Raw genomic sequence first — 25,928 nt, 5'->3', positions numbered from 1 at the left:
CCGTCACGGCAGCGAAGCACGCAGCACGAAGACTCCCCCTCGGAGCCATCGCACTGTTGCTATTGCTATCCGGGATGGTACTCATGCCCGAACTGCAATGAATCGCGCAGGAAAGATCCTCGGCCGCAGCCTTTAGTACCTCGTAGGTCGTCGCGTTAGGTAACACCGGCGATCGATCTTTCTTGGAATTTCCTGGCCTACCCAGAGCCGGCCGTCGGTCTGCGCTGGCGCCAACCAGGTCCGATTACCAACTGTTCGGCTCCGCAATAGGACGCCTGAGAATCACCAACGCTCGCATCCAGGCTCCAGAGCTGCTCAAAGGTCCCGTTTCGCTATTCGACGGCCCCGGAAACGGGGCCCAAATCATGTGTTCTGAACGAAAGGTGTTCGTCATGCGTAACCGTGTCTTCCCACGCCGTGCCGGGGAGGGGGTGGTGTCTCGGTGGGCAGCTTTGGGGATGATCGTTGCGGTCCTGGCGCTGGTCATATCGTCGTTCTCATTCGTCCAAGTTGCCTCAGCAGATGACATCGGGACCTCGACCACCACAGGTCCGACCACCACAGTTCCGACCACAACGAAGCCGCCCGCGACTACGACGGAGGCGCCACTGAAAACGACGGCGCCGCCTACTTCCACGTCGGAGTCACCCGCTTCTGCGAAACCGCCGATCACAACCACAGCGCCCCCGTCTACGACTTCTGTGGCGGCGCAGCGACTGGCCGCACGCGGAGTCAATCCCGGCATCGATGTGAATATCACCAACGTCCAGGTCGAGGGAAAGAACGACCAGCAGATAACGGTCGGGGACTCCGTCACGGTGAAGGGCACCTGGGACGCGTCAAGCGCGAGCCCGCAACCGGGCGACCAGTTCACCATCGGATTCCCTGACGAGTTGAAGCTCCAGTCCAACCCGACGATCGCGCTCGCGGGCGACGACGGGACGGTTTGGGGCACATGCGATCTGGTTGCTTCCACCAATCTGATGACGTGTGTTCTCTCCGATGCCGTGGCGGATCGCCCAGACGAGGTGAAGGGCGATTTCTTCGTCTACACGAAGGCAGTCGAGTACACCACGTCAGAGACTGTGGATTTCACGATCAACAACAAGGTCACGCCGGTCGAACTGCCCGGCACGGGCGGCATCACCGACGGCCGCGTAATCGGCGAGTCGACGAAGTCCGGCAAACTCCAGGACAACAAGCAGTCAGTGCGGTGGACCATCGACATCCCCGGCGCCGATCTGGCCAAGTTGGACGCAGGCAACACCGGTTCGGTGACCCTGAGCGACGAGCTCTCCGACAACATGAAGGTGTGTGCGGGCAGCCTGCTCAACGCGAAGCTGTGGTCCGGTCGCCCGGGCGATCTCAAAGAGACCCCCGGCGGCGTCACCGTCACCCAACCCGACGCGGGTGATCAGGTCACCATCAAGATCAACAACGGCGCGCCCTTCGAGGGCAACAAGCTCTACCGCATCGAGTACACCTCATGCACGACCAGCGGCGTGGTGGATCTCAAGGGGACTCAGTACACCAACTCCGTGACGATCGGTGACAACACGGTCGCTTCGGATGGCGTGGGACAGGACTATGCGCCGCAGACCGAGCCTTGGAAGGGTGGCTACCTCGACGGCGGCAAGCGCAATATGGAAGCCGTCTGGACGATTGTGGTCCCGGGCACCGACATTGCCGCCAACAACCACAAGATCGACATCACCGACACCTTCGGCGGCCCCCATGCGGTCTGTGCCTCGGGCGTGCAGGTAGTCATCGAGAAGTCTGACTACCTCCCAGGGCGGGAGAACGAACCCAACTACCGCACTCCTGCCGCAGGATTCACCATTGCTCCCATCGGCGCAGTAGCCGGCGCGAGTACCTTCACCGCGGCGATCACTGTGGATAACCCGGCCACGTTTAACGAAGAGCAGTATTACTACTTCACGTACCGGACCTGCCTGACCACCACAGAGGTGCCGGACTCCGAGGACCATCTCACCAACTCGGCGGTCGTCAACAAGACGTCGATCACGGGAAAGACTGAGGGGCCTGGGTTCACGAGCGGCAAGAACGGCGCGATCAACACCACGTCGCAGCCTGTCGGCGGTGTGGAGCAGCCGGCAGGCACCACCCTCAATTGGACCGTGGAAATCTCAGGACACGATCTCGAGGGCCTTACGGAACCGGCGGTCATCAACGACAGGTTCTCACCGAACATGACGGTGTGTGAAATCGGCGGCGACCTCAAGAGCAACCTCAATCTCAAGGTCGTCGCGCAAGACTTCTTCGACGGCAACAAGAAACGCGAAATAACCGACGCCACCTCGGTGGCGCGCGCCGACGGCGGTTTCGATCTCACCCTCCCTCGGGACGCGGACGGTTACAGCCGTCAGACGAAGTACCTCGTCAGCTACACCCTGTGCACCAGCAGCGGCGGACTGGACCAGCGCGACACGGAATACTCCAACACCCTCACCTATGCCGGCAAGCAGACGCTGTCGAAGAGCGTCAAGCAGGAATGGGGCGGCGGCGGCACAGGTCAAGGTGTGTCGCGGGGCTCGTTCTCGCTGCTGAAGGAGATCGCTCCCTTCTCCGAGAAATTCCCGGAGGACACCGAGTTCACTGTGAAAGTCGAGGAGTTCGCCCCCGGGCAAGATCCAGCGACCGACGCCCCGGTGAGCTCCTACGAGATCAAGGTGAAGGCTGACGGGACACCGGTCAGTGGGATCAACCCCCGCGGAACCGGCTGGCAGATCCGACTGTCCGAGATCAACCTCCCCACCGTTGACGGCGTGTACTTCGAGAGAGGGACGTTCCGCCCGTCGGAGGGTGTGACGCTCAACGGGGACCGCACCGAGGCACTGGTGACCATCACGCCGAAAAGCAATGTCGGTGTCACACTGCTCAACAAAGCGAGTCTGGGATCGGCGCGGATCACCAAGTCCGTCATCGGTGACGGAGCGCGCACGGGACTCGAGGCTTTCGTTGTCAACGCAGAGATCGCCTTCGGTGACGACGCCGCCGGCAACGAGTTGCGTCAATTCACCCTGAAGGACGGTCAGCACTACGACCTGGGCAAATTGCCCATCGGAGCGAAAGTCACCTTCACCGAGGTCCAACCGATGAACACCGACCTCGTGACGTGGTCGCTGCCGGTGATCAGCCCGAAAATGCTCACCATCGGCACCGATGCGTCGGCGAACACGGTCTCCGTCACCAACGAGGCCACGATCACGCAAGGCACCTTCGAAGTGAGCAAGAAGCTCACGGGCCCGAAGGCGTTCGACAAGGCCGTACCGGCCAGCTTCGACGTGATTGCCACCTGGCTCGACACGGACGACAACCCGCAGAGCAAGACGCTGTCTCTTCCGTCCGACGGCACCCCGGTTCCGTTCGGCGAGAACCTGCCGGGCGGCACCGAAGTCACACTGACAGAGCTGGTTCCGGCAAACGGTGACGGTCTCGCCTATGGCGTGCCCGCATACTCCGGGAATGTCAGGATCAGTCCGGACAACGCAGCCGTGGTGACCATCGGCAAGGATCTGCGCAAGATCGAGGTGTCGAACTTCGTCGACGTCAACGACGGCACTCTGCGCATCGCAAAGCAGGTCGGCGGTGAGGCCGCCGAGGCCGTCGGCGACGACGTGGAGTTCACGGTCGAGGCGCGTTGGCGCGACGGTGTGGGGTACCGCACCCAGGTGCTGAGCGTCAAGCAGGGACAGACCACACCGCTCGGCGTCGACCTCCCTGTCGGCACCGAGGTGACCTTCACCGAGACCGGCCGTCCCGATGTCGACGGAGTCGAGTGGGGCGCGATCTCCTGGGGCACCAGCCCGGAAGGCGAATCGTGGCTGCACTCGAACCTCGACGGCACCGCGACGGGCATAGTCTCCGACGACCCGACCGACGGTCGGCTGATCACGCTGTCGAACGAGGCGCTGTGGAAATTCGGATCGGTCGAATTCACGAAGTTCATCCTCGACGCTGACGGCAACCCCGTCCGCGCACCCGAGGCCGACCTGCCTGACAGCGCGACGTTCGAGGTCCGTATCGACGGGATCGATCCGGCACTCCCCGCTGGAACTGATTTCCCGGCAGTGGGCCAGACCATCACCCTCGATGCCGCAAACGACTGGAGCTGGACGTCCGACGAGGTTGTGCCGCGGAACACCGTGATCACCTTCTCCGAGGTCGACCCCAAGCCACTGGCCGGTATCGACTGGGCGCGGCCGTACTACTACGTCTCCGCGGATGCCGGTGACGCCGATTACCGCGACACCGTCAAGGCGGTGGCCGGTGAGAAGGCTGTGGTGGAGATCCACAACCGCCCGATCCCGACCACCGAGGTGGATATCGACAAGATCGTGACCGGCCCCAAGGGCAGCCAGGTGGCCAAGGACGGATCCACGATCTTCCAGGTCACGGCTACGTGGACGGACATCGACAATGAGGCGCGGTCTTGTGTTCTCGATGTCAAGCCGGGCGCTTCGGTCACTCCGACCGCCCAGTGCGACGCAGCCGTCATCGACGGCCGGGTCCAGTTCCCGCTGAACACCGACATCACTTTCACAGAAACCGGTGCTCACACCGACGTCACCAACGTCAAGTGGGGTGAAGTGATCTGGGGCGTCAAGGAAGGCAAGGCGGATGTCTCGACGATCGACGGCGAACCGACCGCAACTTCCGTCAAGCTCACCGGCGAAGCAAACAAGTCGGTGGTCCTGGGACTCGAGAACAAAACCAGCAGCAATGGGCTGATCATCATCCCGATCCCGATCCCGCTGCCGCCGTGGGAAATCCCGACATGGCCGGGCTCTGAAGTACCCGGAGGACCAGGCACTGACGTTTCGACTCCCGGCAACAACACTCCCGGCAACAACGGTGGTGGACACAACGGTGCTCCGGGCACACCTGCTCCGGGAAATCCTGCTCAGGCCAAACCGGACCAGTCCTCGTCCCTGCCGGTAACAGGCGCGAACGTCATCTGGCTCGCCGGTCTGGCGCTGGCACTGATCGGCGGTGGCGCATGGCTCACCCTGCGTAACCGCAAGCGTGGACCCGGCCAGGAGTAACTCCCAACCAGAAATACCGAAACAGGGCGGGTGCGACATACACCTGGTCGCACCCGCCCTGTTTCACCGTCACGACGCATCTATCTCGCGGCCGCCGCCGCGGCCCACCCCTCGAAGGAGAAACACCATGTCATTCCTCCCGTTCCCGATCGTCATCGAAGGCATCGAGACCACTGGTTCTGCCGCGATCGACGGCCTCGGTCGCCTGTCCGTACTCCTTTACGATCTCCTCGGCGGTACCGGGAGCGCCACGATCGACGCGGGCAGCTAGTTCGATACGGCACCAATGCGACACATCAGCTAGCTCGGTAGATCTGTGGAGAGGAGACCCCGGTTCGTGAGCGATACCAAAGTTCCAGGGCGTCGGCGGCCGGGCGCAGGCCAGGTAATCGGCGAACTGCTCCTCACGGCCGGGGTCGTCATCCTGCTGTTCGTCATCTATGAGGCGTTCTGGACCAATATCGTCTCGGGGCGGCTGCAGGACGAGCTCACCAACAGTCTGGAGGAATCCTGGGCCGAAGTCCCCGAAGCCTCAGGAGTGATCGATGGTCAGCCGGTGTCCCCGCTGATCCCTGTGCTCGGCGAGGGATTCGCGCGCGTGCATTTCCCCACACTCGGCGCCGCGTACGCAATCGTCGAGGGCACACGCAACGAGGACCTGCGGGCCGGCCCCGGCCACTACCCGGACTCGCAGATGCCCGGCGAAGCCGGAAACTTCGCGCTCGCCGGGCACCGCAATGGTTCCGGCGCAGTCTTCCAGCACCTGGATCGACTCGATGCATGCGATGCCGTCGTCGTGGAGACCGAGTTCCAATGGATGACGTACCGGTTGCTCCCACTCGACCAGGCCTCGCCCGAACGTCGCGCTGCGGCGAAAGCCTGCTTGAATCCCGAGGAAGCCGATCGTGTTTCCGAAGGCGACTACGTCCATCTCCTCGGGCGGCGCATCACCGTGCCCGGGGATGTTGCGGTCGTCAACCCGCTGCCCGGAAGCCCTTGGGCCGAGCCCGACGCCACGCTGGAAAGTATGTTGACACTGACCACGTGCCATCCGCTCTACTCGAACAGCGAACGCTTGATCGTCCACGCGGTTCTCGTCGAAACAATCTCGAAGACTTCGGGCACCATTCCCGCGGCATTCCAGGAGCAATGAATGTACGGATACCTCTGGGGAGCGCTCCCCGGCCCCCGACCAGTGAAGGCCCTGCTGGCGATCGTTCTCGTGGTCGCGGTGGTGCTGCTACTCATGGAATTCGTATTTCCTTGGGTGTCAGAGCATATGCCCTACTCCGACGTCACCGTATAGAGCGCCCGTGCAGGTCGGCCGACACCTGCACAACGCCCGGCTGGAGCCCGAAGGTGCTGTCCTACATCGGACTCGACGGATCTACGATGATTCTGGCGTGTCGATGCAAACCAGTTTCCGCGTGTGTCGGAACGGGTCGCCTCGTTGACGCTCGGGGCTCTCCGGAATGTTTGTTCGACGCCTTAGCGAGCACTGAAACCTGCCTCCGCCGCTACAGAACCTTCGTGAAGATCTGCGCCGGCGCTGCCGTCTCGAGCTTGTCCAGCGCCTCAACCAACCTGACGAAGTGCTCGGTATGGGTGTGGGCGTCGAGGTGCTCCTGCGATTCCCATTCCTCCACCAACACAAGCTCGCAGGGATTTTCGGTGCGCTGCAGTAACTCGTAATTGATGCAGCCGTCCTCTTTTCGGGTCTCGGTGACAAGTTCGTCGTACAACCGAAGCACTTCCGCGAGATCGCCCTGCTCCACCGTTGTTGGCACCAACACCCTGATCACAAAGACTCTCCGATTCGACTGTCCTGCAGTAGCCCGTCGGCTCGAAGTCTGCCGTAGACCTCCGACAGATCGACATTTCCGTTGTGACTCGAAGTTTGCGGACAGGCGCAATATCTACGAAACACCCCCGATACCGGAGGTTCGTAGGGTTTGCCGAAGTCGGGCTCGCAATCAGCAGCGCAGCCCTGGGCCCGGGCGAGGGGTAAGCACATGAGTGGAAATGCAGTTCGCTTGCAAGCGATCAAGGACGTCGAGGCCTACACACCTCCGGTGGTCAGTTTCACGACCGACGAGACACCCGGAGAGGTGTTCGGAGCCAACGTCTTCAACAAGGTGGTCATGCAGAAGCGACTGCCCAAGCTTGTCTACAAATCGGTGATGGCGACGATCGAGCAAGGCAAACCGCTCGATCCCATGGTCGCCGACGCGGTCGCATCCGCGATGAAGGACTGGGCGTTGGAGAAAGGCGCAACCCACTACGCCCACGTCTTCTATCCGCTTACCGGGTTGACCGCCGAGAAGCACGACAGCTTCCTCGAGCCGGTCGGCGACGGCAGTGCACTGGCGGAGTTCGCCGGCAAGACCTTGATCCAAGGTGAACCCGACGCTTCGAGTTTCCCGAACGGCGGGCTGCGCAACACGTTCGAGGCTCGCGGATACACCGGCTGGGATGTCACGAGCGCGGCCTACGTTCTCGAAAACCCCAACGGCAACACACTGTGTATCCCGACCGTGTTCGTTTCGATGACCGGCGAAGCGCTCGACCACAAGACTCCCCTGCTGCGTTCACAACAGGCAATGGGTTTCCACGCCGAACGAATCCTTAAGTTGTTCGGTCATACCGATCCCGAGCACATCGTGTCGTTCTGCGGACCCGAGCAGGAGTACTTCCTGATCGATCGACACTTCTTCCTCGCCCGCCCCGACCTCCTCAACGCCGGCCGAACACTCTTCGGCGCAAAGCCGCCCAAGGGCCAGGAGTTCGACGACCACTACTTCGGGGCGATCCCGGAACGTGTGCTCGGATTCATGATGGACACCGAGCGGGAACTTTTCAAACTCGGTATCCCCGCCAAGACGCGGCACAACGAGGTTGCGCCCGGCCAGTTCGAAATCGCCCCGATGTTCGAGCGAGGCAACATCGCCGCGGACCACCAGCAGTTGCTGATGACCACTTTCAAGACAATCGCCAAGAAGCACGGCATGGAATGTCTGTTCCACGAGAAGCCGTTCGACGGTGTCAACGGCTCCGGCAAGCACGTCAACTTCTCGCTGGGCAACTCCGAACTCGGCAGTTTGCTTGTCCCCGGCGACAATCCGCATGACAATGCCCAGTTCCTCGTATTCTGCGCCGCAGTCATCCGGGCCGTCCACAAATACGCGGGCCTCCTGCGCGCGTCGGTCGCATCGGCAACCAACGATCACCGCCTCGGTGCCAACGAGGCTCCCCCGGCCATCATTTCGATCTTCCTCGGCGATCAACTGGCCGACGTCTTCGAGCAGATCGCCAAGGGCGCCGCGACATCGTCGAAGGACAAGGGCACCATGATGATCGGCGCCGATACCCTTCCCGTCCTACCGACCGACCCGGGCGATCGCAACCGTACGAGCCCATTTGCCTTCACCGGCAACCGTTTCGAGTTCCGCGCGCCAGGATCGCTGCAAACAGTCAACGGCCCGATGGTCACCATCAACACGATCATGGCCGAGGCCTTGGACTACATGGCCACCGAACTTGAGGCCGCGGTCGCCGACGGCGCCGATTTCGACACCGCCGTCCAGAATCTGCTCACCGAGATCATCACCAACCACGGTGCGGTTGTCTTCAACGGCGACGGTTACTCGGAGAACTGGCAGATCGAGGCCGAGTCTCGCGGCCTGCCGAACCTTCGCACGACGCTGGACGCCCTTCCTGAACTGATCACCGAATCCTCGATGAAACTCTTCGAGAAGTACAAGGTCTTCAACCACCGGGAGATGCACAGTCGCTACGAGGTCGGACTCGAACAGTACGCACTGAGCATCGGCGTCGAGGCACGCCTGGCCGCCGAAATCGGTACGACGCTGATTCTTCCGGCTGCAGTGCGCCACCAGACGGAAGTTGCGCAGAACTTCGTCGCACTGAAGTCTGCCGGCCTCGAACCGGATTCAGCACCGCTCGAAGAAGTGTCGGCGCCCGTTGCGGCTCTGCGCACAGCGCTCGCGGCCCTGCGCGCAGCAATCGACACCGACGCCGGCGAGTCGCCATTCGATCAGGCCAAGCACGCACAGGACGCACTCCTGCCCGCCATGGCAGAGGTACGTGCAGCGGCCGACTTCCTCGAAACCATCGTCGCCGACGATCACTGGCCACTCCCGACGTATCAGGAAATGCTCTTCATTCTCTGAGCATCACCCGAATATCACTACCCACAGAACTATGGCCTGCAACTCGATCGAGTTGCAGGCCATAGTTGTCGAATCTTGCTCGGCTAGCGGTCTTCCGGCATCGTGACTTCGAGGACGCGAGCCTCACCGGTGGTCGCGGGGTCAGGACGATCGCGCGAATCCGACGACGCCATCTGGAGTCCGTTCAAATCGGTCCGCATGTAGATGACGTTGTAACGGTCCCACGTGGTGGCGACGAATTCGAGGAACTGTCCGCTCGCCCACGGGTGCATGAATCCGCCGTACAACGCGGGCAACGTGATTCCACTCAACAGGGTCTGCGTACCACTCCACGGGCCTTGCGGTTGGTCGGCCTGACGGATCACCAGGTTGCCCTCGGCACTGGTGTACATGGCAACGAACTTGTTCAGGTAGTCGTTCCACTGCACTGCGAGTTCACTGACCCGTGCCTTGATGACCTGAACGGCATCGGTATCTCGCGGACTCCAACCGGAGCCGTCCCAGTATTCGTAGGCACCGAGATTTCTGATGTCGGCGCCGGCCACTCGCGCCAGGATCGCCTTACCGAAACGACCTGAGGGAGTTCCGTATTCGTAAATGTAGCCGTCCCGACCGTCGAGGAAGGCGCTCTGCTGGAAGTTGGAATTGATCGGCGATACTGCCGGAATCCCCGGAATGCCAAGTCCTTCGGTATTGGCGCGAACTGTCGCCGGATCGAGTTCCCAGTTCTCACCGTTGTCCGTGGAGAAAGCCAAAGCCGAGTAGTTGGTGGTCCAGGCTCCGGGTTCGTCCCACGACCGAACGGACATGAATCTGATGTACTGCACACCACCGTGAGAGATTCCAGCGGTCGGGATGGTGGTGAACTCACCCGGAATGCCGAATCCCGGAATGATCTCCTTGGAATGATTGGGGCCGTCCAAAGGAGAACTGTCGATCTTCATCCCGTCGGCAATGGCGGTGTCGTTGCTGCGGAACAATACGTTGCTGCGCCAGTCGTCACCCGGGGTGTCGCAGTCGCCCACCGTGTCGCCGAATGCCATCAGCACGTCGTGATCCGGCCCCGAAAGACCGTTGTCCCACATGATTCCGAGGTCGGTACCCGACACGTTGAACCGCTCGATGGTGTTGTTGGGACTGCCTGGGCCAGTGACCATTTCGATCGCCTTGGTCCGGCCGGTCAGCACCGGCAGAGCACCGTTGGGGGCGCCGGTGATCCAAGGCAGCGCGTTGGCGAGGGAGCCGGTACCGGCGGAACCACTGCCGAGTGATCCGGTCAGCGAGCCGAGCGAACCCGTCATCGATCCGGCGGAACCACTTCCTCCCGACCCACACGGTCCGCCGATCGCCGACGCAGACGGTGCTGCGGCAATCGTCGCGGCAATCGTGACGACGCCTATCGACAACATCGCCGACATGGAGTGTTTTTTACGCACGTGCAGCCCCTCTGATCATTTCGACTCCCGTTCGGACCACAGGCACAGTGATCCCCGACCGCAGAAGCAAACCATTTGGACTGTGTTAAGAGAGTGAAAGCTGAGCAAATTGTTATAAATCGCCCGTTCAACTGACACAAGTGACAGCTGTGTCCGATTTCACCTTCACAGGACAGTTGTCCGATACAGCAATAAAGGCGCCTAGTATGTAACGGAAATGTAAAAGAGTTCTCACAACGAGGTAGGTGAGCGGTGTCCGTACGTGACCGCGTAGCGCAGATTTACGATCAGGTTTTGGTTCGCAATGCAGGAGAGCCCGAGTTCCATCAGGCCGCCGCAGAGGTCTTCGAGTCTCTTCACGTAGTGCTCGAACGCCACCCCCGCTACGCCGACGCCGGACTCATCGAGCGGCTCTGCGAGCCGGAACGCCAGATCATCTTCCGCGTGCCGTGGACCGACGACCAGGGCAACGTTCACGTCAACCGTGGCTTCCGCGTGCAGTACAACAGTGCACTCGGCCCCTACAAGGGCGGCCTGCGCTTCCACCCCAGCGTCAACCTGGGCATCGTGAAGTTCCTCGGCTTCGAGCAGATCTTCAAGAACTCACTCACCGGCCTGCCCATCGGCGGCGGCAAGGGTGGCTCGGACTTCGATCCCAAGGGCCGCTCCGACGCAGAGGTCATGCGCTTCTGTCAGTCCTTCATGACCGAACTGCAGCGTCACATCGGTGAATACACCGACGTTCCGGCCGGCGACATCGGCGTCGGCGGTCGCGAGATCGGCTACCTGTTCGGTCAGTACAAGCGGCTGACCAACACGTACGAGTCGGGCGTCCTCACCGGCAAGGGCATCACCTGGGGCGGATCGCAGGTTCGCACCGAGGCCACCGGCTACGGCGTCGCGTACTTCGTCGCCGAAATGCTCAAGGCGAAGGGTGAAGGCCTCGAAGGCAAGAACGTCGTGATCTCCGGATCCGGCAATGTCGCCATCTACGCAATCCAGAAGATCCACCAGCTCGGCGGCGTCGCGATCGCCTGCTCGGATTCCTCGGGATACATCGTGGACAAGAAGGGCATCGATCTCGACCTCCTCAAGGAGATCAAGGAAGTTCGCCGCGGCCGCATCAGCGAGTACGCCGACGCAGTTCCGCATGCCGAGTTCATCGCCGACGGTTCCATCTGGGACGTGCCGTGCGACGTCGCACTCCCCTGCGCGACTCAGAACGAGCTCGACGAAGATGCCGCAAAGACCTTGATCGCCAACGGAGTTCAGGCCGTTGCCGAAGGCGCGAACATGCCCACCACCCCCGGTGGCATCCAGCTCTTCCGTGACGCGAACGTAGCCTTCGCGCCCGGCAAGGCGGCCAACGCCGGTGGCGTTGCAACCTCCGCCCTCGAAATGCAGCAGAATGCTTCGCGTGATTCCTGGAGCTTCGAGTACACCGACGAGCGTCTCGCCGGAATCATGCGCGGCATTCACAAGCGCACCATCAACACCGCTGCCGAGTACGGAAAGCCGGGCGACTACGTGCACGGCGCGAACATTGCCGGCTTCGTGAAGGTGGCCGACGCCATGATTTCGCTGGGCGTCATCTAGAGATTTCCGCAATACAGACAGCAGTACAAAAAGGGGTGATTTCACCCTGAACCGGTTCCCGTACATCGGACTGGTCGAATCAATACCTAGGCCTCGAGGGCCCTGGGTCCGCGAGGACCCAGGGCCCTCGAGCTTGATCTGAGCAAATCGCCCGCGACGAGCACCGTAGGCGCCGGCAATGATCCCAGACGGAACTCGTGGTGTCCTCCGAATCCGTTTTCCGCTCTGACGTCGAAAAACACCGTAAGTGGACGATTGTTTAGGTCCGCAGCGCGTGGGGCATATGGACTTATCTTCACATTTGTCCATTTCACAGTTGGACGATCGTTCATGTGGTAGAAATCACAACGCCTGGCGCAATTCGATCCGCAAATTTCAGCGGCGAGTATGCCCCCGAACAAGGCCTCAGCGTGTACCCCGCTTCGTAACGCGCCGAGCCTCCGGGTGCCTGTGCCAGGCGACGCACCTGTCTAGAGGAGGCCACCCATGTCCCCAGCGCTGCTGAACAACCCGGGACCGCTCATGTTGGGAGGCAAGCCCGCCTCCACAGCGGTCAACGACGTCATCCCACTGGCAAGCGATCTCGTAGATCACCTGTCCCGTGCCAACCCGACGTTGACTTCCCTCCAAACGGAGGCAGTTCGTCGGGAACTGATTGCGGTGATCGTGCAGGGGCTCCAAGTGGGGATCCAGCTGCTGGATCACCGCAAACTTCCCACCGACCAAGAGTTGGACGGCATTCACACGATGACCGTCCAACAAGCATTGAAAGGCGTGCCACTCAGCGCGATCCTCAACTTGACCAACGAGGGCATCAGCACTTTTCGCACCCTCATCCTCAGCCGGGCCGACGCCGAGGACTCCGCCAATCTCGGGGATCTCAACGAGTTCTTGTTCGCACTTGCGCAGCGGCTTCACTCGTTCATCTCGATCAGCTATCTCTCGGCTCTTCCAGCCGGTTCCCAACTCGGGGAATACTCCGCCGGCGCCCTCGTGAAGGCCATGCTGGACGGCGACGATCCCACCCAGCTTGCGTTGCAGATGGGCGTTGAACTCGCACCCCGCTATCTCGTCCTGCGGCTCCTGGTGAACCTGCCGCCCATCCGCCCGGGAGCACGCAACGGCAACCACCAGCGCATACAGGCCTACCGTGACCTCTCCGTCGCTCAATCGAAAATCGCGGCACACTTCGGGTCGGCACTGCTCGAAGCTCCTGCACCGCAACGTGGTCTGGTGCTGATCGAGGGCACGCCCGACTGGGGAACAGTGTGCGAGGTCATCCAACGTGCACGCGCGACGGTCGGGGTGGAGATCACAGCAATCGCCGAGAACGCAGCGGTACGAGATATCGCCGCCGCCCAAGCAACCACTCACGAATTGGCGCAACTCGTGCGGCGCCTGAGACTGCCGGCGCGGTCCTACCGAATGGAAGACCTCGCGCTCGAGTATCAACTCACTCGGGGTGGCGCAGGCCGCGACAGCTTGATCAATCTTCTCAAGCCACTCGACGGCAATCCGGAACTGCTGCAGACATTGTCCATACATCTCGCCAACGGCCAGCATCGTCAGCGCACCGCGTCGGCGCTCGGCCTGCACACCAACACCGTCGACAATCGAATCAAGCGCATCGCAACCCTGACCGGATTGGATCCGGCCCTGCCCTCTGAACTGCTCAAACTGCGCGCTGCCATGATCTCGCTGACCTTCGCAAGCACTGATGTGGACAATCGTCCAGCGAAAATGTGAACACTCACATCCTCGCTATTAGCTGTCCACGTGTGGCGCCTGGACCCCACTTTTCCGCCCCGAACCGGGCTATAAAAGTGTGGTGCGAATCACCGCGCAAACCAGTAACAATTAAGGGGAAACACATGATCAACGGCCAGGATAACGCTCTCCTCGGTGCCTTCTTCGACACCATCCTGCAGCTCTTCAACGCGGGCAGCACCGGCACGGGCTCGACGGATGGCGGCGGCGTCTCCTAGGACGAATCTCGGGCCCTGTGCGAGAGAATTTCTCGCACAGGGCCCGCTCCAAGCCGCCTGACACTGTGATGGCGGTGACCACGGTGACCACCACGTCGCCACCGCTGAAACCAGGAGCAAGCACATGATCGCCGCACCAACCACAGGCGCTTTGGCCGTCGTTTTGAACACCGTCCTACAGATGTTCAACGCCGGCAGCAGTTTCCTCTACACCGACAACTCTCCGATTGGCGGCGGCGGCGAAACTCCCACGACGCCTGCTCCCTGATCGACTTACCCGCTCGCATCACACAGTCGCGGCACAGACAGGAACCACCGTGATAAACCAGCACACCCTGGGCAGCCTGGTCATCGACTTCGGCTCACTCTCCCGAGCACTCGGCTTCGGCAACGGCTCCATCGTGTCGCTCGGCAGCACCGGAAGTGGCTGAAACAGCCCGCCTGACCACGTCGACGATCCCGTCGCCGCTCACCTTCTCACCACATCTCGAAACAGAAAGCAGGTCCCCCTGTGCCTACAATTCCGCTCACCGGCGACCCCATCGTCATCAACATCATCGTCCAGCTACTGAGCGCGGGCAGCAGCAATGCACTCGCACTGGGCGGAGTCGGTAGCAGCGGTCTCGGTAGCACCGGGCTCGGCAGCTTCGACTCGGCGAGCCTCGGCAGCGCTGCTTAGGACCTCACTTGTGATCGGTGTTCGATCCGCGTCTTCGGCCGCCGAAACAGTCCACGAAACCCACGTTGCCCTCCGTCATCTGTGACGGAGGGCAACGTGGTCGTTCAGGCGAGACGGCTCGCGGTTGCGCGATCAGGCCGTCCGCCGCGGTGAATCAACGCCAGTCTTCAGGTGGATCGCTGTCGTCGTGCTCGATGGTCACGGACTCCGAACGATCGTCAGCTGCAGCCTTTTTCGCTGCTTCACGCATCTCGATTCCGTCGGACACCCAGTCGCCGATCTCGCGCGTCACGTCTCGAACGGCCCCGGCGATGATCATCGCGATCGAGCCCACGTGGTTGGCTGCACTTTCGGTCAGTTCCTGGACCGTGTCCTTGCGGCGTTCGAATTTCCCGACCATCAGTGTGTGCCTCTCAGGCTGCAGTTCGCTGGCGCTCGACGATAACACCGGGAGGGGTCGTCGACTTGACCAAACCGGGCGGAAGAGCGAGCTTGAAGATCTTGCCCCATACCGAACCGATCTGCTTGAAGAACCCACCGGTGTTGTACGGCAAACCGTACTTCCCACACAATTCTTTCACCTGGGGAGCGAGTTCCGGATAACGATGCGCAGGCAGGTCCGGGAACAGGTGGTGCTCGATCTGGTGCGAGAGGTTGCCGGACATGATGTGGAAGAGCGGGCTTCCCTCGATGTTGGCGCTGCCGAGCATCTGACGCACGTACCACTGCCCGCGAGTCTCGTCGGCCGTCTCGTCCTCGGTGAAACTCTGGACACCGGTGGGGAAATGGCCACAGAAGATGATCGAGTACGTCCACACGTTCCGGACCAGGTTGGCGGTGACATTCCCCGCGAGAGTGGTCACGAACAGCGGCCCCGTGAGAACCGGGAAGATGACGTAGTCCTTGAGGACCTGCTTGCCCGCCTTGTTCCACCAGCCCTTCAGAAGCGGCTTGACGTCGTGCCACTTGCGTTTGCCCTGGATGACGTTCTCGATCTCGAGGTCGTGCATCATCACGCCCCACTCGAAGAGCATCATCAAGGCAAAGGCCCAGACCGGATTACCGAGGTAATAGGGGTTCCACTTCTGCGCGTCGTCGATACGCAGGATGCCGTATCCGATGTCACGGTCTTTGCCGAGAATATTGGTGTACGTGTGATGCATGTAGTTGTGCGAGTGACGCCACTGGTCGGCCGGGCACACCGTATCCCATTCGAAGACTTCGGAATTGAGCCCTGGTTCACGCATCCAGTCGTACTGACCGTGCATGACGTTGTGGCCGATCTCCATGTTGTCGAGGATCTTGGACACGCTCAATGCACCGACTGCCGCGAGCCACACCGGAGGCAGGAAGCCGAGGTACATCAAGCCGCGACCTGCGACCTCGAACCCGCGCTGAGCCTTGATGATCTTGTAGATGTACTCCCGATCCTCCGCCCCGAGCGAGGCGACGGTGCGATCGCGCAATGCGTCCAACTCGCGGCCGATCTCCTCGACCTGCTCGTACGTCAGGACGACGGGAGCGTCGTCCTTCGCATCGGAACCGTTGCCGAGGAACGGGAGGGTGGGAAGTGAAAGTCCAAACATGTCGGTCTCCAGACAGTCGTGTGGAAAATGGGACTTCAGATGTCGACGGTGACGTCGCCGACGGGAGCACTGACGCACAGCTGGATCTTCTTGTCCGGCTCGTCGTCTGTCTCACCGGTGCGCACGTTTCGGGTACGGCCCGCCTTCTTGACGGAGGTGCAGGAGAAGCAGATTCCCATCCGGCATCCGTACTCGGGATTGAGGCCCGCAGCTTCTGCTTGTTCGAGAAGTGTTTCGCCGGAGTTCTCGGCCGCCACCCCACTTTTGGTGAACGACACCTCGCCGCCGGCCTCCCCCGGCTCGGCCACCGCCGGCGCGAACTCCTCGGTGTTGAGCAAGTGCTCGACGTCGACCTCACGGAACACCTCACGCACTCCCCGCATCAGACCGGGAGGTCCGCAAAGATAAGCCTGGGCGTCGATCGTGTCCGGATCGGCGATCCACGGAGCCACGGCGTCGAGGTGCCCGCGATCGAAGAAACCTTCGAGGTCACCTCCACCGCTTTCGGTGTACACGAGTACCAGTTTCACGTTCGGGTTCTGCTCGGCGATGGTCTTCAGCGCGCGCGTGTATGCCACGTCGGCATCGGTGTTCGCGTAATGCACGAACACGATCTCGCCCGAGTGATCCTCCTCCACCAGCGTCCGAAGCATCGACATGACCGGGGTGATTCCACTTCCGCCACTGATCAACAACACCCGACGCGGGCGGTCGACGGGAAGGGAGAACACCCCGTCTGCCTGCGAGAGGCTGACAACGAGTCCGGGTGCCGCGTTGGCGTACAGATACTGCGACACCAGGCCACCCGGATGCGCTTTCACGGTGAGCTCGATCAGCCCACTGCGCGTAGACGCACCCCCGGCCGGCGAGTAGCAGCGAGTGTGACGAACACCGTCGATCACCACGCCCAACTGCACGAACTGGCCCGCCTGAAAACCGCGCCACTGGCGAGTCGGGCGCAGCGTGAGAGTGACTGAGTCAGCCGTCGGATGGTCGACGGCGACAACCTGCGCGCGGATGTCACGAACGGTCGCCATCGGGTTGACCAACTCGAGGTACCGATCGATCTGATGTGGAGCAGCCATGGCTTCGATCAGTCCCACCAAGGACAGTCCGCGCCGAGGTGCGGACTTCGGTGTCGTGTTCTCAGGAGCAGATGCGATTGTCATGACCCTCCTCGTACTTCGATTGCCGGGTGTATCGATTGCTGGGCTAGCTTCCCCCGACTGCGTGAATTCAGTGTACAAATGTTCACCGAAGATAGTGTGACAGGTGCACACAAGTACATGTCAACAAGAATGTGATCCGAGTTACACGAGTTGCCGAAAGGAGCCGGAATGCCTGTACCTACACTCGACGTCGTGACGAAGGCCGGACCGGTGAACCCAGAGCGCAGGGAACCCGACAACAGGGAGCCGGAAAGTCGTGCCGCCAAGAAGGAACGCACACGCCAAGCGCTCCTGGACACTGCCATGGACCTCTCGGCCGATCGGGGCTTCGCCGGAATCAGCTTGCGAGAGGTAGCCAGGGAAGCCGGGATCGTTCCGACGGCGTTCTACCGCCACTTCGCTTCACTGGAGGACGTCGGTGTCGTCCTCGTCGAAGAGAGCATGCGCATGTTGCGCCAGATGCTGCGCGACGCAAGGCGTAATCCCAGCACCAAGGACGCCGCTACGTCACTGGGCATCCTTGTGCGACAAGTGCATACACACGAGCGACAGTTTCGGTTCCTCTGCCGCGAACGCTACAGCGGCGTCAGTGAGGTACGACGTGCGATAGCCACTGAAATGCGGTTGTTCGTCAGCGAACTGACCATCGACCTCTCCAGAATTGCCGGACTGGAAAGCTGGTCGTCGGACGATCTGGAAATGGCTGCCGACCTGATCGTCTCGACGATGTTCAGTGCTGTCGTCGAACTGCTGGACGCCGGGACCGCCGGGTATCGCGACGAAGCCGCCGTCATCACACGAGCCGAGAAGCAACTGCGAGTCATCATGCTCGGAATGGCCACCTGGAATCCACCTCGAAACTGACCTCGGGTTCACCTTTTCGACGTACGGTGAGAGTCATGTCTTCCACGAGTACATACGAAATCCCCGTTGGCGACCTCACCTTCGACGTACTGATCTCGGGCCCGGACGACGGCATTCCGCTGGTAGCGCTGCATGGCTTCCCGGAGAGCGCCGCATCCTGGGGCAAGGTCACACCACTGCTCACCGCAGCGGGCTACCGCGTAATCGCACCGAATCAGCGCGGTTACTCCGCCGGCGCACGCCCCGAAGGGGTGGATGCCTACAAGATCGAGCACCTGGTAGCCGACGTCGTCGGATTGCTCGACGCACTCGGCCTGTCCGACGCGCATCTGGTCGGCCACGACTGGGGTTCGGCGGTCGCCTGGCAGGTCGCCGGTCGCCATCCGAACCGGATCCGCAGTCTGACCGCGATCTCGGTCCCCCACCCCACCGCCTTCGGCTGGGCACTCCGCGAGGACGAGGACCAAAAACAACGCTCGTCGTACATCGGACTTCTCCGACAGGAGGGCAAAGCCGAGGAAGTGTTGTCGGAGGACAACTTTCGCCGGCTGCGCGCCATGTTCGACGGCCAGATCGATCCTGAATTCGCCGACGAGCACATTCGTGTCCTGAGCGGGGAGGGCGCGCTGACCGGCGCCTTGAACTGGTACCGCGCGATGACCCGCGACTTCGGCGACATCGATCGCACCACCGTGCCGACCACGTATGTCTGGAGCACCGGCGACACAGCGCTCGGCCGCGCAGGCGCAGAACGCTGTGGTGAATTCGTGGACGCCCCCTACGAGTTCGTCGTGCTCGACGGCGGAAGTCACTGGATTCCGGAAGAGCGAGCCGAAGAGTTGGCCGAGGCGATCCTCGCACGTGCAGGATCCTGATCGCCGCGACGAATTCGACTCTATGTATGTTGTCATACATAGAGCCGAATTGATTCCATCACCAGGAGTTCTGCGATGACCGAGACCGTTGCACCACCCCATCCTTTCGACGCTGCTGTCGGATTGACGCCACTCACCGCCGGCTTGTCGACCGGCGAGACCAATCCGGCGTACAACAACATGGTCGGGCCATTCGGCGGCGTCACCGCTGCCACGTTGCTCGAATCCGTACTGAAGCACCCCGAACGCCTCGGCGATCCGCTGTCGTTGACCGTCAACTTTGCCGGTCCGATCACCGAGGGCGCCTTCGAGATCTCCGCCCGGCCGGTGCGCACCAACCGCTCGACGCAGCACTGGTCCATCGAACTGTCTCAGGACGGAACCGTCGCCACTACCGCGACGGCAGTGTTCGGTACCAGGCGTGAAACCTGGTCGTCTACCGAGATCACAATGCCGGAAGTTCCGTCGGCCGAAGACGTTACGCTGCTGCCGTTCCCCGAGTTCATCGCCTGGGCACAGAACTACGAGATGCGCTTTGTCGAGGGTGCGATCCCCGACCTGGAGTCGGGCGAGCATCCCGACTCGACAACGACGCTCTGGGTGCGCGATCAACCGGCACGCGCTCTCGACTTCACGTCGCTGACCGCACTGTGCGATGTCTTCTTCCCACGAGTTTTCTTGCGCCGAGGCAAGATGGCTCCGGCTGGGACGGTCTCGATGACCATCTACTTCCACGCCGACGCTCAGACGCTGACCGAACAGGCAGACAATTCCGTGCTGGGAACCGCGCGGACCCAACGGTTCGGCAACGGGTACTTCGATCAGTCGGCCGAAATTTGGGGCAGTGACGGCGCATTGCTCGCTACGACACACCAGTTGGTCTACTTCAAGGATTGACGGGAAGCGCACTGTCCCCTTCCGGCGCCTTCACCATCGACAATGCGGCAAGGCCGACGCCGAGAACCACCAGCAGTCCGATGATGCCGGCACGGTCTGCACCGAAGAGCCATGCGAACAGGCCGAACAGTGTCGGTGCCAAAAACGACACTGCTCGGCCTGTGGTCGCATACAGGCCGAACATCTGACCTTCACGACCAGGCGGGGTGATGCGCGCCAGGAAGGTTCGTGCCGAAGACTGAGCGGGCCCGACGAAGAGGCAGAGCGCGAGACCGAAGATCCAGAACATCACCGGCCCTGACACCGCGATCAGGATCGCGCCGACCACGATCATCGACGCCAGCGAGACGGTGATGACCTGTTTCGGTCCGATCCGATCGTCGAAACGTCCGGCCACCAATGCACCGATTGCGGAAATCACGTTGGCCGCAACACCGAACAACAGCACGTCGGCCGCACTGATTCCGTAGACGTTGACAGCCAGCACGGCTCCGAAGGTGAACACGCCCGCGAGACCGTCACGAAAGAGCGCGCTCGCGATCAGGTACCAGATCGTGCGCCTGTCGACGTTCCAGAGTTCGCGCAGATCGCGCCACAACACCCGATAGGAGTCGAGGAACCCGGCCTTGGACGCTCCCGGATCGACCGCGGGGCTGGGCAACTCGGGAACCTTGAAGAACACCGGAATCGCGAAGACCGCGAACCACACTGCAGCCAGCAGTGCCACCATCCGGATGTTCATGCCGCCGTCGGTGGTAAATCCGAGGAATCCCCGAGTGTCGCCGTCGCCGACGATGAACCCGAAGTAGCACAGCAACAGCAGCACGATTCCGCCGAAATATCCCATGGCCCAGCCGAAGCCGGAGACTCTACCCAGATTCTCCGGTGTCGACACCTGCCGCATCATGGCGTTGTAGGGAACGCCGGCCAGTTCGAAGATCACCGAACCGATTGCGAGCAGAACCAATCCGAGCCACAGATAGCGGTAGTTGTCTTCGACGAAGTAGAGGCCCGCCATCGAGAGCACGGTGATGCCGGTCAGTATCGCGAGCGAGAGTTTACGTTTACCCGACGCATCGAAACGTTGTCCGGTGATCGGAGCGAGAATCGCGATGAAGAAGCCGGCGATTCCGAGTGCCCAGCTGAGCCACGTAGTTGCCGAAATCGTGCCGGGAAGGTCGTCGCCGACCGCGTCGGTGAGATAAACCGAGAAGACGAACGTGAGGATCACTGCGTTGAATGCGGCCGATCCCCAATCCCACAGCCCCCATGCGAACACTTGACTCTTCGTGGCCGCACCGCCGATGCCTGCGGGTGGCTCTGCCTGCGTGCTCGTGGACTCGGCGCTCATACGGCGAAGCCTAACTGCGCGCGGGCGACTCGGCGCCTCTCTCCGAAGTCGACATACAAGACGCTCTATGCACCCGAGTTAGTACGCACTTAGTTGCATACGCACCTGAGTGCATAGATACTTTTTCCATGGCACTCGAACATGCGTTGCTCGTCTCCCTTTCCGAACAGGATGCGTCGGGATACGACCTCACACGCCGGTTCGACAAGTCGATCGGCTTCTTCCACAGCGCGACGCACCAGCAGATCTACCGAGTCCTCAAGCGAATGGACGAGGCAGGCTGGGTGGAGGTGGAGGCCATCGCGCAGGACGGCCGACCGGACAAGAAGATGTACCGCGTCAGCGATGCCGGCCGCGCCGAACTGACCCGATGGATCGCAGAGCCGTCCGAACCGAACCACCTGCGCAACGAGTTGGCCATCAAGATCAGGGCCGCTGCGCACGCCGATCTCCCCGCTCTACGACGCGAAGTCGCTCGCCACCGCGACGGCCACGCCGCCCGCCTCGACGTCTACCGACTCATCGAAAAGCGTGACTTCCCCAATCCAGCAGCGCTTTCCGGCTCTTCACTGCACCAGTACCTCGTACTTCGCGGCGGCATCCGCGTCGAGGAAGGATTCACCGACTGGTGCCAGGAAGTTCTGGACGCATTGCCCACTGGCGAGTACGCCACCGAAGACACCGGCGAGTACGCCACCGAAGACACTGGCGAGTACGCCACGGAAGGACATCTTCAGTCATGACGGATACACAGTTCCCCCGCCTGCTCGAACCGCTCGACCTCGGATTCACGACGCTGAAGAACCGCGTCGTCATGGGATCGATCCACACCGGCCTCGAAGATCGCGCGAAGGACACCGACCGCTTGGCCGAGTACTTCGCCGAACGTGCCCGTGGCGGAGTCGGCTTGATCATCACCGGCGGCTACGCGCCCAACCGCACCGGTTGGCTCTTGCCCTTCGGCGCCAAGCTGACCAACCGCATCGAAGCGCGCCGTCACCGCCGGATCACCAAGGCGGTTCACGACGCGGGTGGAAAGATCGCCATGCAGATCCTGCACGCCGGCCGCTACAGCTACCAGCCGTTCAGTGTCTCCGCGTCGTCGATCAAGGCGCCCATCAATCCGTTCCGTCCGCGCAAGCTGACCGGCCGTGGGGTGCGTTGGCAGATCCGGAACTACGTTCGCTGCGCGCGTCTGGCCAAGTCCGCGGGTTACGACGGCGTCGAAATCATGGGCGGTGAGGGCTACTTCATCAACCAGTTCCTCTGCGAGCGCACGAACAAGCGCACCGACCAGTGGGGCGGCAGTTCCGAGAACCGTCGACGCATGGCAGTCGAAATCGTGCGACGCACACGCAAGGCCGTCGGCCCGAACTTCATCATCGTGTTCCGGCTGTCGATGGCAGACCTGGTCGAGGGCGGTCAGACCTGGGATGAAATCGTCTCGTTGGCAAAGGAAGTCGAAGCTGCCGGCGCCACGATCATCAACACCGACATCGGATGGCACGAGTCACGGGTGCCCACCATCGTCACCTCGGTTCCCCGAGCAGCCTTCGTGGACATCACGAGCAAGCTCGAGAAGCACGTCGACATTCCGGTAGCCGCCTCGAATCGGATCAACATGCCCGAGACTGCCGAAGAGATCCTCAACCGCGGTGACGCGCAGTTGATTTCGATGGCCAGGCCGATGCTCGCCGATCCCGACTGGGTGAACAAGGCCGAGCGCGGAGCGTCCGACGAGATCAACACGTGCATCGCCTGCAACCAAGCCTGCCTCGACCACGCCTTCGTTCACAAGCAGGTCTCCTGCCTGCTCAATCCGCGCGCGGGCCGTGAGACCACGCTGATCCTCTCCCCCACTCGGCGGACCAAGAATCTCGCCGTCGTCGGCGCCGGTCCTGCCGGACTTTCCGCAGCACTCAATCTTGCTCAGCGTGGTCATTCGGTCACGTTGTTCGAGGCCTCGGACAAGATCGGCGGACAGTTCGGGATCGCACAGCTCATTCCGGGTAAGGAAGAGTTCGCCGAAACCATTCGCTACTACACCCGCATGCTGGACGTGGCCGGAGTGACAGTCAAGCTCGAAACCCGCGTCGCACCAGCAGATCTCATCGGATCCTTCGACGAAGTGGTGGTTGCCACCGGCGTGACGCCGCGGGTTCCCAAGATCCCCGGCATCGAGAACCCGAAGGTGCTGACCTACGCCGAGGTCGTCCGAGAGGGCAAGCCCGTCGGCAAGTCCGTCGCCGTCATCGGTGCCGGCGGCATCGGCGTCGACGTGAGCGAATTCCTCACGCACCCCACTTCCCCCACTCTTCATCTCAAGGAGTGGAAGCAGGAATGGGGCGTCACCGAACCCGAAATGGCCCCGGGCGCTCTCACCACTCCGGTACCAGAGCTCTCCGAGCGGGAGGTCTACCTCCTCCAACGCAAGCCAGGACGCATCGGCGCCGGCCTCGCGAAGACCACCGGCTGGGTCCACCGGGCGGCCCTCAAGAACAAGGGCGTCCACGAGCTCTCGGGCGTCAACTACGAGCGCATCGACGACGCCGGCCTGCATATCACCTTCGGTGAGAAGCACGAGAAGCCCCGACTTCTCGAGGTCGACACCATCGTCATCTGCGCCGGGCAGGAGTCGGTTCGCGATCTCGTGGACGAACTGACCGTCGCGGGTGTGGTGACCCACATCATCGGCGGCGCGGATGTCGCTGGCGAACTCGACGCCAAGCGTGCCATCGAACAGGGCACACGACTGGCCGCGAAGATCTGACCGGCTACGCTGACTGATCGTGAGCCTGCCGACACCCACAACCACAGCCCGCGCCGTAGTGACCGGCGCCTCCTCCGGCATCGGAGAGGCACTGGCCGCTGATCTGGCATCACGCGGACACTCCCTGATCCTCGTTGCCCGTCGTGGCGAGGTCATGGAGGCCCTCGCCGAGAAGCTTCGCGCCGCGCACGGCGTCGAGGTGGAGGTCCGTGCATCGGACCTCTCCGACAGCGCGGCGCGTGCCGTTCTGGTCGAGGAACTCGGTGGCCGCGACATCAGCATCCTGTGCAACAACGCCGGTATCGCCACCTTCGGGCCGATCGCCGAGCTGGACCCGGCCTACGAGCGCGACCAGGTCGAGCTCAACGCCGTTGCAGTGCACGATCTCACGCTGGCCGTGCTGCCCGGCATGCTCGCGCGCAAGTCCGGAGCCATCCTGATGGTCGGGTCCGCGGCCGGCAACATGCCGATCCCCAACAACGCGACGTACGCAGCCACCAAGGCGTTCGTGAACACCTTCGCGGAATCGTTGCGAGGTGAACTCAAGGGCACCGGAGTGAACGTCACCCTGCTCGCGCCAGGCCCCGTTCGCACCGAAACCCCGGACCCGGCCGAAGCATCGATCGTCGACAAGCTCGTCCCGGACTTCTTCTGGATCTCGAGCGAGTACACCGCCAAGGTCTCGCTCGACGGCCTGGCCGAGAACAAGATGCGCGTCGTACCGGGCATCTTGAGCAAGGCGATGTCCGTCGCGGGCGGTTACAGCCCGCGTGCCGTCGTTGCGCCGATCGTGGGCACGTTCTACAAGAAGCTCGGCGGCTGATTCACTCAAACTTCTCAGAGCAGGCCATAGCAGACCATATAGTCGGTTAATGGCGATGCGAAGAACACTGGCAGTCGGGGCAATCCTTCTTTTGACCGGAGGGTTGCCCTTACTGCTGCCCACGGCAGCGAATGCATGTTCGTGCGCATCATCGGCTACCCCGGAAGAAGCCGTGAGCGTCTCCAGCACCGTTTTCCTCGGAACTCCGACGGAGAAAACTTCGGACGGATTCGAGGACACCTACCTGTTCGACGTCAGCCGGGTCTACAAAGGCGATCTGGCATCGGTGACGTCGGTGGGGACACTCGCGAACGGGAACGGTTGTGGCACAAGCTACGTGCTCGGCACCGAGCAGCTGATGTTCGTTTCTGCGCCGTACGACGTCGACGCCGAGCACGAGGGGCACCGCTGCGGGCCGGCTACCGAAACCGGGTTCGACATCCAAGCGGCGGTCGAGTCCGTGTACGGCGCCGGTTACGCCCCGAGTGCCGGCGGAACTCCGTCCGTTGGTGTGTCCGCCGACCGATCGACGGTCATCGGCGGAGGCGCCGCGGTGGCATTGCTCGCGGTGCTCGGTTGGTTCGGATGGAAGCGCCGGCGAGCACAGTAAGTCGAGGACGTCAGGGCCGCGTCAACCTCGT

The 25,928-nt window shown here is 62.1% G+C and carries 22 protein-coding genes; 16 read left to right on the top strand and 6 right to left on the bottom strand.

The features are described from left to right. Positions 1 to 458: 458 nt before the first annotated feature. The 4 genes from QRN54_RS23150 (at position 459) to QRN54_RS23135 (ending at position 6,372) form a co-directional block, all read left to right on the top strand. On the top strand, positions 459 to 5,066 hold the full coding sequence (locus QRN54_RS23150; protein ID WP_502944072.1) for a DUF5979 domain-containing protein: 4,608 nt from the start codon (positions 459 to 461) through the stop codon (positions 5,064 to 5,066). Positions 5,067 to 5,193: 127 nt separating this feature from the next. After that, positions 5,194 to 5,337, top strand: a complete 144-nt coding sequence (locus tag QRN54_RS23145) for a hypothetical protein (protein ID WP_007733341.1) — start codon at positions 5,194 to 5,196, stop codon at positions 5,335 to 5,337. A 66-nt stretch (positions 5,338 to 5,403) separates the two neighbouring features. Next, positions 5,404 to 6,219 carry a class E sortase gene (locus tag QRN54_RS23140; protein ID WP_285183127.1) on the top strand — a complete coding sequence of 272 codons (816 nt, stop codon included), beginning with the start codon at positions 5,404 to 5,406 and terminating at the stop codon, positions 6,217 to 6,219. Continuing rightward, positions 6,220 to 6,372, top strand: coding sequence for a hypothetical protein (locus tag QRN54_RS23135; protein WP_003945315.1), 153 nt, complete (start codon positions 6,220 to 6,222; stop codon positions 6,370 to 6,372). 211 nt (positions 6,373 to 6,583) lie between these two features. Here the strand turns inward: QRN54_RS23135 and QRN54_RS23130 are convergent, their stop codons facing one another. Then, positions 6,584 to 6,853 carry a putative quinol monooxygenase gene (locus QRN54_RS23130; RefSeq protein WP_230358829.1) on the bottom strand — a complete coding sequence of 90 codons (270 nt, stop codon included), beginning with the start codon at positions 6,851 to 6,853 and terminating at the stop codon, positions 6,584 to 6,586. Between the two features lie 225 nt (positions 6,854 to 7,078). Here QRN54_RS23130 and QRN54_RS23125 point away from each other — a divergent pair, with 225 nt between their 5' ends. Next, positions 7,079 to 9,256 carry a glutamine synthetase III family protein gene (locus QRN54_RS23125; RefSeq protein ID WP_285183125.1) on the top strand — a complete coding sequence of 726 codons (2,178 nt, stop codon included), beginning with the start codon at positions 7,079 to 7,081 and terminating at the stop codon, positions 9,254 to 9,256. An 83-nt stretch (positions 9,257 to 9,339) separates the two neighbouring features. On the opposite strand, the gene QRN54_RS23120 is transcribed toward QRN54_RS23125, so the two are convergent. Next, positions 9,340 to 10,674 (bottom strand): glycoside hydrolase family 183 protein, encoded by a 1,335-nt coding sequence (locus tag QRN54_RS23120; protein ID WP_285183124.1) that lies wholly within the window; start codon positions 10,672 to 10,674, stop codon positions 9,340 to 9,342. 270 nt (positions 10,675 to 10,944) lie between these two features. Here QRN54_RS23120 and gdhA point away from each other — a divergent pair, with 270 nt between their 5' ends. The 4 genes from gdhA to QRN54_RS23100 all read left to right on the top strand — a co-directional run bounded on the left by gdhA (position 10,945) and on the right by QRN54_RS23100 (position 14,952). Continuing rightward, complete coding sequence (gdhA, locus tag QRN54_RS23115) at positions 10,945 to 12,288, top strand: NADP-specific glutamate dehydrogenase (protein ID WP_003945368.1); 1,344 nt, start codon at positions 10,945 to 10,947, stop codon at positions 12,286 to 12,288. A 486-nt stretch (positions 12,289 to 12,774) separates the two neighbouring features. Continuing rightward, positions 12,775 to 14,034: a PucR family transcriptional regulator gene (locus QRN54_RS23110; protein WP_003945374.1), complete on the top strand. Its 1,260-nt coding sequence runs from the start codon at positions 12,775 to 12,777 to the stop codon at positions 14,032 to 14,034. 363 nt (positions 14,035 to 14,397) lie between these two features. Continuing rightward, the gene (locus tag QRN54_RS23105) at positions 14,398 to 14,541 is read left to right on the top strand and encodes a hypothetical protein (protein WP_003945326.1); all 144 of its coding nucleotides are present in this window, start codon (positions 14,398 to 14,400) and stop codon (positions 14,539 to 14,541) included. Between the two features lie 243 nt (positions 14,542 to 14,784). Further along, positions 14,785 to 14,952 (top strand): hypothetical protein, encoded by a 168-nt coding sequence (locus tag QRN54_RS23100; RefSeq protein ID WP_003945367.1) that lies wholly within the window; start codon positions 14,785 to 14,787, stop codon positions 14,950 to 14,952. Positions 14,953 to 15,106: 154 nt separating this feature from the next. Here the strand turns inward: QRN54_RS23100 and QRN54_RS23095 are convergent, their stop codons facing one another. The 3 genes from QRN54_RS23095 to QRN54_RS23085 are packed head-to-tail and all read right to left on the bottom strand — an operon-like array spanning position 15,107 to position 17,707. Further along, a complete protein-coding gene (locus QRN54_RS23095; protein ID WP_003945295.1) occupies positions 15,107 to 15,352 on the bottom strand; it encodes a hypothetical protein in 246 nt (81 codons plus the stop codon). Between the two features lie 13 nt (positions 15,353 to 15,365). After that, positions 15,366 to 16,538 (bottom strand): fatty acid desaturase family protein, encoded by a 1,173-nt coding sequence (locus QRN54_RS23090; RefSeq protein WP_064689260.1) that lies wholly within the window; start codon positions 16,536 to 16,538, stop codon positions 15,366 to 15,368. A gap of 35 nt (positions 16,539 to 16,573) precedes the next feature. Next, entirely contained in the window at positions 16,574 to 17,707 is a 1,134-nt protein-coding gene (locus QRN54_RS23085) for a ferredoxin reductase (RefSeq protein WP_042923877.1), read from the bottom strand. Positions 17,708 to 17,875: 168 nt separating this feature from the next. Here QRN54_RS23085 and QRN54_RS23080 point away from each other — a divergent pair, with 168 nt between their 5' ends. From QRN54_RS23080 to QRN54_RS23070, 3 genes are all read left to right on the top strand, one after another. Next, complete coding sequence (locus QRN54_RS23080) at positions 17,876 to 18,571, top strand: TetR family transcriptional regulator (RefSeq protein WP_003945327.1); 696 nt, start codon at positions 17,876 to 17,878, stop codon at positions 18,569 to 18,571. Positions 18,572 to 18,606: 35 nt separating this feature from the next. Continuing rightward, positions 18,607 to 19,446 (top strand): alpha/beta fold hydrolase, encoded by an 840-nt coding sequence (locus QRN54_RS23075; RefSeq protein WP_003945355.1) that lies wholly within the window; start codon positions 18,607 to 18,609, stop codon positions 19,444 to 19,446. A gap of 75 nt (positions 19,447 to 19,521) precedes the next feature. Then, positions 19,522 to 20,343 carry an acyl-CoA thioesterase gene (locus tag QRN54_RS23070; protein ID WP_007733332.1) on the top strand — a complete coding sequence of 274 codons (822 nt, stop codon included), beginning with the start codon at positions 19,522 to 19,524 and terminating at the stop codon, positions 20,341 to 20,343. On the opposite strand, the gene QRN54_RS23065 is transcribed toward QRN54_RS23070, so the two are convergent. Beyond that, entirely contained in the window at positions 20,333 to 21,694 is a 1,362-nt protein-coding gene (locus tag QRN54_RS23065; protein ID WP_099698702.1) for an MFS transporter, read from the bottom strand. The genes QRN54_RS23070 and QRN54_RS23065 overlap by 11 nt on opposite strands. A gap of 128 nt (positions 21,695 to 21,822) precedes the next feature. Between QRN54_RS23065 and QRN54_RS23060 the strand changes: the two genes are divergently transcribed. The 4 genes from QRN54_RS23060 to QRN54_RS23045 all read left to right on the top strand — a co-directional run bounded on the left by QRN54_RS23060 (position 21,823) and on the right by QRN54_RS23045 (position 25,897). Continuing rightward, on the top strand, positions 21,823 to 22,437 hold the full coding sequence (locus QRN54_RS23060; RefSeq protein WP_042923881.1) for a PadR family transcriptional regulator: 615 nt from the start codon (positions 21,823 to 21,825) through the stop codon (positions 22,435 to 22,437). Further along, a complete protein-coding gene (locus QRN54_RS23055; protein WP_007733329.1) occupies positions 22,434 to 24,464 on the top strand; it encodes an NADPH-dependent 2,4-dienoyl-CoA reductase in 2,031 nt (676 codons plus the stop codon). Before QRN54_RS23060 ends, QRN54_RS23055 begins: the two co-directional genes overlap by 4 nt. Before the next feature lie 19 nt (positions 24,465 to 24,483). Beyond that, entirely contained in the window at positions 24,484 to 25,287 is an 804-nt protein-coding gene (cmrA, locus tag QRN54_RS23050) for a mycolate reductase (RefSeq protein WP_007733327.1), read from the top strand. 172 nt (positions 25,288 to 25,459) lie between these two features. Continuing rightward, entirely contained in the window at positions 25,460 to 25,897 is a 438-nt protein-coding gene (locus QRN54_RS23045) for a hypothetical protein (protein WP_007733324.1), read from the top strand. Positions 25,898 to 25,928: the final 31 nt, after the last annotated feature.

The sequence above is a fragment of the Rhodococcus sp. MEB032 genome, assembly GCF_030208925.1.
Classification (GTDB): domain Bacteria; phylum Actinomycetota; class Actinomycetes; order Mycobacteriales; family Mycobacteriaceae; genus Rhodococcus_F; species Rhodococcus_F qingshengii.
The sequence above is the reverse complement of the archived record's forward strand: the minus strand, read 5'-3'. Positions and strand labels throughout refer to the sequence as shown.

What these genes read in the sequence shown, in the direction of transcription:
- QRN54_RS23120 (WP_285183124.1), bottom strand. Translation starts at nt 10,674, where the DNA reads ATGTCGGCGATGTTGTCGATAGGCGTCGTCACGATTGCCGCGACGATT.
- QRN54_RS23150 (WP_502944072.1), top strand. Translation starts at nt 459, where the DNA reads ATGATCGTTGCGGTCCTGGCGCTGGTCATATCGTCGTTCTCATTCGTC.
- QRN54_RS23060 (WP_042923881.1), top strand. Translation starts at nt 21,823, where the DNA reads ATGGCACTCGAACATGCGTTGCTCGTCTCCCTTTCCGAACAGGATGCG.
- QRN54_RS23080 (WP_003945327.1), top strand. Translation starts at nt 17,876, where the DNA reads ATGCCTGTACCTACACTCGACGTCGTGACGAAGGCCGGACCGGTGAAC.
- QRN54_RS23135 (WP_003945315.1), top strand. Translation starts at nt 6,220, where the DNA reads ATGTACGGATACCTCTGGGGAGCGCTCCCCGGCCCCCGACCAGTGAAG.
- QRN54_RS23055 (WP_007733329.1), top strand. Translation starts at nt 22,434, where the DNA reads ATGACGGATACACAGTTCCCCCGCCTGCTCGAACCGCTCGACCTCGGA.
- QRN54_RS23065 (WP_099698702.1), bottom strand. Translation starts at nt 21,694, where the DNA reads ATGAGCGCCGAGTCCACGAGCACGCAGGCAGAGCCACCCGCAGGCATC.
- QRN54_RS23125 (WP_285183125.1), top strand. Translation starts at nt 7,079, where the DNA reads ATGAGTGGAAATGCAGTTCGCTTGCAAGCGATCAAGGACGTCGAGGCC.
- QRN54_RS23110 (WP_003945374.1), top strand. Translation starts at nt 12,775, where the DNA reads ATGTCCCCAGCGCTGCTGAACAACCCGGGACCGCTCATGTTGGGAGGC.
- QRN54_RS23085 (WP_042923877.1), bottom strand. Translation starts at nt 17,707, where the DNA reads ATGACAATCGCATCTGCTCCTGAGAACACGACACCGAAGTCCGCACCT.
- QRN54_RS23095 (WP_003945295.1), bottom strand. Translation starts at nt 15,352, where the DNA reads ATGGTCGGGAAATTCGAACGCCGCAAGGACACGGTCCAGGAACTGACC.
- QRN54_RS23105 (WP_003945326.1), top strand. Translation starts at nt 14,398, where the DNA reads ATGATCGCCGCACCAACCACAGGCGCTTTGGCCGTCGTTTTGAACACC.
- QRN54_RS23070 (WP_007733332.1), top strand. Translation starts at nt 19,522, where the DNA reads ATGACCGAGACCGTTGCACCACCCCATCCTTTCGACGCTGCTGTCGGA.
- QRN54_RS23145 (WP_007733341.1), top strand. Translation starts at nt 5,194, where the DNA reads ATGTCATTCCTCCCGTTCCCGATCGTCATCGAAGGCATCGAGACCACT.
- QRN54_RS23090 (WP_064689260.1), bottom strand. Translation starts at nt 16,538, where the DNA reads ATGTTTGGACTTTCACTTCCCACCCTCCCGTTCCTCGGCAACGGTTCC.
- QRN54_RS23075 (WP_003945355.1), top strand. Translation starts at nt 18,607, where the DNA reads ATGTCTTCCACGAGTACATACGAAATCCCCGTTGGCGACCTCACCTTC.